Raw genomic sequence first — 5,121 nt, 5'->3', positions numbered from 1 at the left:
ACGCTCGCGATTTCCGCTTCGATCTTGTTGCACACCGGAACAACGATGGCGCCTTCTTCGTCGGCAATAGCCTTGACCACGTCGAGCAGCGGGTTGTTCTCGAAGCCGTCTTCGGCAACGTTGGCGATGTACATCACAGGCTTGGTGGTCAGCAGGTGGAAGCCCTTGATCACGGCCTTCTCGTCTGCGCCCATGTTCTTCATCAGGCTGCGCGCTGGCTTGCCTTCGGTGAAGTGCGCGATCAGTTGCTCCAGCAGGCCCTTCTGGACCACTGCATCCTTGTCGCCGCCCTTGGCGTTACGCGCGACTTTCTGCAGTTGCTTTTCGCAGCTGTCGAGGTCGGCGAAGATCAGTTCCAGGTCGATGATCTCGATGTCGCGCTTGGGGTCGACGCTGTTGGAGACGTGAATCACGTTCTCGTCTTCAAAGCAGCGGACCACGTGGGCGATAGCATCGGTTTCGCGGATGTTGGCCAGGAACTTGTTGCCCAGGCCTTCACCTTTCGAGGCGCCGGCGACGAGGCCCGCGATGTCGACGAACTCCATGGTGGTCGGCAGGATGCGCTTGGGATTGACGATGGCCGCCAGTGCGTCAAGACGCGGGTCCGGCATCGGCACGATGCCGCTGTTGGGTTCGATGGTGCAGAAGGGGAAGTTCTCCGCCGCAATACCGGACTTGGTCAGGGCGTTGAACAGGGTGGACTTGCCGACGTTGGGCAGGCCGACGATGCCGCAATTGAATCCCATGGTGTTTCCCCTCGGATAAGAGTCAGGCCTTCTGGCTGTGCAGGTTTTTCATCGCACGGTTCCATTCACCGGCGAAGATATCCGGCAGCACGCCGAGGGCAAAATCGATGCTGGCATCGAGTTTTTCCTGTTCGGCGCGTGGCGCACGACCCAGGACGAAATTTGAAACCATACTGGCAACGCCTGGGTGGCCAATGCCGAGCCGCAGACGGTAAAAATTATTCTGATTGCCCAACTGCGCGATGATGTCACGCAGGCCATTGTGCCCACCATGCCCGCCGCCGAGCTTGAGCTTGGCTACGCCGGGTGGCAAGTCCAGTTCGTCATGGGCCACCAGGATTTCTTCGGGTTTGATCCGGAAGAAGCCCGCAAGCGCCGCGACAGCCTGGCCGCTGCGGTTCATATAGGTGGTGGGAATCAGTAGACGAACATCCTGACCCTGGTGCGAGAAGCGCCCGGTCAGGCCAAAATATTTGCGATCGGCCACCAGGTTGACGCCTTGGGCGTGGGCGATGCGCTCAACAAAAAGGGCCCCCGCGTTATGCCGGGTCTGTTCGTATTCGGCGCCTGGATTTCCCAGGCCAACGATCAGTTTAATGGCAGTCACGACAGGAGCCCTTCCTTTGGAGTTGTGGATAACATCGCCGTACCCAGGTGCGGCGAAAGTGGACGACACTACATCATTTACTCAAGAGTAAACGCCGCGTTATCGCCCGCTTTCTCGCTACGTTTCGGTCCGCGATGTTTCCTCAAGCTCCGGCAATACAGAGTGAATTACTCTGCAGCGCCTTCTTCAGCTTCTTCTGGAGCAACGCGTGGAGCGTGAACGTTGGCAAACAGCTTTGTCATCACCGTGAGCCAGTGCGACAAAACTCAACGCCTTTAGGGGCCTTGAGGTCGGACAGGTGAACGATGGCGCCGATTTCCAGAGCCGACAGGTCGACTTCGATGAACTCAGGCAGGTCTTTCGGCAGGCAGGTCACTTCGATTTCGTTCAGGACGTGAGAGATCTCGCCGCCTTTCTTGACCGGAGCTTCTTCACCCACAAAGTGCACAGGCACGATGGCGGTCAGTTTCTGGCCAGCTACAACGCGAACGAAGTCAGCGTGCATGATGAACTGCTTGGAAGGGTGACGCTGCATCGCTTTAACGATGACGTTCTGCTTGGCGCCGTCGACGTTCAGCTCGATAACGTGGCTGTAGGCAGCTTCGTTTTCGAACAGCTTGGCGATTTCCTTGGCCAGGATGGTCACGGATTCAGCAGGCTTGTTACCACCGTAGACAACGGCTGGGATGTTGGCGGCGTGACGCAGGCGGCGGCTCGCACCTTTCCCCAGGTCAGTACGCGCTTGGGCGTTCAGAGTAAATTCGTTCATGTTGTATCTCCAAAATAGCCATCATCGAGGGGCGTTTGCGACCAGCGCCGAACTCGATATGGGCAAAAAGCCCCGCCCCAGCGGAATGCTGGGCGGGCGGCTTTTCGTCAGTGAGGTGATCCGTTGGTTTGACCCTTAACGGAACATCGCGCTGATCGATTCTTCATTGCTGATGCGGCGAACCGCTTCGGCACGACCGGTGCAATATCCAGTTGGCGGATACGTGCACAGGCTTGAGCTGCGGCGGACAACGGGATGGTGTTAGTCACCACCAGTTCGTCCAGCACGGAGTTCTCGATGTTTTCGATCGCTCGGCCCGACAGCACAGGGTGTGTGCAGTAGGCGAAGACTTTTGCTGCACCGTGCTCTTTCAAGGCTTTCGCCGCGTGGCACAGCGTGCCGGCGGTGTCGACCATGTCATCAACCAGAATACAGGTGCGCCCTTCGACATCACCGATGATATGCATCACTTCAGAGTGATTGGCTTTCTCACGGCGTTTGTCGATGATCCCGAGGTCCACGCCCAGGGATTTGGCAACAGCCCGTGCACGCACGACGCCACCAATGTCCGGGGACACGATCATCAGGTTTTCAAAGCGCTGGTCTTCGATGTCATCCACCAGGACGGGGGAGCCGTAGATGTTATCTACCGGAATATCGAAGAACCCCTGGATTTGGTCAGCGTGCAGGTCAACCGTGAGCACACGGTCGATACCTACCACGGTCAGCATGTCAGCAACGACTTTCGCGCTGATAGCTACACGTGCGGAGCGCGGACGGCGATCCTGACGGGCATAACCAAAGTAAGGGATTACAGCTGTGATTCGAGTCGCTGAGGAGCGGCGGAAGGCATCAGCCATCACGACGAGTTCCATCAGGTTATCGTTGGTCGGAGCGCAGGTCGGCTGAATAATGAAGACGTCTTTACCGCGGACATTTTCATTGATCTCGGCTGTAATTTCGCCGTCGGAGAATTTACCGACAGAGATGTCACCGAGAGGGATATGCAGCTGACGTACGACACGTCGAGCCAGATCGGGGTTGGCATTCCCCGTAAAGACCATCATCTTGGACACGCGCAGTACCTAGAGGCTGAGGGTAACCTGGATGAGTATTAGAAAATGGCAGGGGCGGCTGGATTCGAACCAACGCATGGCAGGATCAAAACCTGCTGCCTTACCGCTTGGCGACGCCCCTGTATCTGTTGCAACGAGTGCCTAACACTCGGTTCCTTTTAGAGCAGACTTTGCAGCTTGCGATGCAACATCGAAACGTTGCTTCCTTTTGCTACAAACCCTGTAAGGGTCTCTGTAAGAAGGGCCGAGACTTTATCAGCTTCAGCTTTGCTTGGGAAGCCCCCAAACACACAACTTCCAGTGCCGGTTAATTTTGCTTCGGTAAATTTACCTAACAAATTCAAAGCGTTACGTACCTCTGGATAACGCCTTGCTACAACCGGTAAGCAGTCATTTCGACTGTTTCCCTTGGGAACGGGGCGCACTTTAATGGGAGAAGAGTTACGTGTCAACAACGGATCTGAAAAAATTTCTGCTGTACTTACAGATACTTGCGGCACCAGCACGACATACCAAGGTTCTTCGGGCTCTACAGGGGTGAGTTTCTCCCCAACGCCTTCAGCAAATGCGGCGTGCCCCCGCACGAAAACCGGGACGTCGGCGCCCAGCGTGAGGCCCAGCGCAGCAAGGCGATCGTGGTCCCAGCCCAGTTGCCATAAGTGATTTAGGCCCAACAAAGTGGTCGCGGCATTGGAGCTGCCGCCACCGATACCCCCGCCCATGGGCAGGATTTTGTCGATCCAGATATCAATGCCAAGTGGGCAGCCGGATTGTGCCTGAAGTTTTTTGGCTGCCCGCACAATCAGATTGCTGTCGTGGGGCACGCCGTCGAATTCGGTGTGCAGTTGGATTACGCCATCCTCACGCACGGCAAAGGTCAGCTCATCGCCGTAGTCGAGAAACTGAAACAGCGTCTGCAACTCGTGGTAGCCATCTTCACGACGGCCAAGGATGTGCAGCATCAGGTTGAGCTTGGCCGGGGAGGGCAGGGTCAATTTTTGTGCGGACACGTTATTGCCCCAGTTTGCGCGGTTGCCAGTCCTTGATCACCAGCGTGACATCAAGGTCGGTGCCATGCAGCTTGATACGTTCGGGAAGCCAATAGCCGCTTTGCTCCACGTAGCTCAAATATTCGACCTGCCAGCCATCCTGCTCCAGGGTGGCGAGGCGGCTGTCGCCATTGAGGCTCAGCCGGCTCTTGCTGTCAGGTGCCGGCAGGCCGCGGACCCACCAGACCAGATGAGAGACGGGCAGCTTCCAGCCAATCTGCTGCTCCAGCAGTTCTTCCGGAGAGGTTGCCTCGTAGCGGCCCTGATTGGCCACTTCCAGGCTTACTTGCCCTGGCCTGCCAGTCAGGCGGGCTGCGCCACGACCCAGGGGGCCCGAGAGGCGAATGTCGTAGTAGTCCTGGCGTTGCAGCCAGAACAGGGTGCCGCTGCCGGAGTCTTTCGGCGCACGCACCCCGACCTTGCCCTCGATCTGCCAGCCATCGATGCTGCTGAGCTGGTCCTTGTGTTGTTTCCATTGTGCCGGGTTGCCCTGGCCTTCAAACGGATTCACGGCTGCCGATGCCCGCGCAACCGGCGAGCAGGGCGATGAAAACTGAAAAACGATAAATGTGGCGCAAGAAACATAAAGCTTAAAAGGGTCTCGGATCGGTCAGGCGCTTGATGGTGCTGCGCAGGATAGGGCTGTCGGGTTGTTCCTTGAGGAACTTTTCCCAGATTTGTCGGGCTTCGCGCTGCTTGCCATTGGCCCAGAGCACTTCGCCCAGGTGTGCGGCAACTTCCTGGTCCGGGAAACGCTCCAGCGCCTGGCGCAGCAAGCGCTCGGCCTCGTCGAGGTTGCCCAGGCGGTAATTCACCCAGCCCAGGCTGTCGAGTACGGCCGGGTCTTCCGGGTTGAGCGCGTGGGCTTGTTCGA

Annotated in this window: 4 protein-coding genes, 1 tRNA gene and 3 pseudogenes; all 8 read right to left on the bottom strand. The window is 57.6% G+C overall.

Features of this window, described 5'->3' with window-relative positions; genetic code table 11:
- Positions 1–746: redox-regulated ATPase YchF (gene ychF / locus DQ405_RS23890; protein ID WP_168426331.1), on the bottom strand; the 746-nt coding region annotated here is incomplete at its 3' end.
- Positions 747–768: 22 nt separating this feature from the next.
- Positions 769–1,353 carry an aminoacyl-tRNA hydrolase gene (gene pth / locus DQ405_RS23885; protein WP_010213318.1) on the bottom strand — a complete coding sequence of 195 codons (585 nt, stop codon included), beginning with the start codon at positions 1,351–1,353 and terminating at the stop codon, positions 769–771.
- A 167-nt stretch (positions 1,354–1,520) separates the two neighbouring features.
- Positions 1,521–2,122: pseudogene (locus DQ405_RS23880) on the bottom strand (50S ribosomal protein L25/general stress protein Ctc).
- 135 nt (positions 2,123–2,257) lie between these two features.
- Positions 2,258–3,198, bottom strand: a pseudogene (locus DQ405_RS23875) (ribose-phosphate pyrophosphokinase).
- Between the two features lie 46 nt (positions 3,199–3,244).
- Positions 3,245–3,319 (bottom strand) — tRNA-Gln (locus DQ405_RS23870).
- A gap of 37 nt (positions 3,320–3,356) precedes the next feature.
- Positions 3,357–4,160, bottom strand: a complete 804-nt coding sequence (ispE, locus tag DQ405_RS23865) for a 4-(cytidine 5'-diphospho)-2-C-methyl-D-erythritol kinase (protein ID WP_178114207.1) — start codon at positions 4,158–4,160, stop codon at positions 3,357–3,359.
- A 49-nt stretch (positions 4,161–4,209) separates the two neighbouring features.
- Positions 4,210–4,825: pseudogene (gene lolB / locus DQ405_RS23860) on the bottom strand (lipoprotein insertase outer membrane protein LolB).
- A gap of 12 nt (positions 4,826–4,837) precedes the next feature.
- Positions 4,838–5,121: tetratricopeptide repeat protein (locus DQ405_RS23855; protein WP_168426330.1), on the bottom strand; the 284-nt coding region annotated here is incomplete at its 5' end.

The organism is Pseudomonas sp. SST3 (assembly GCF_003325755.1).
This window is presented reverse-complemented; position numbering and strand designations above follow the sequence as displayed.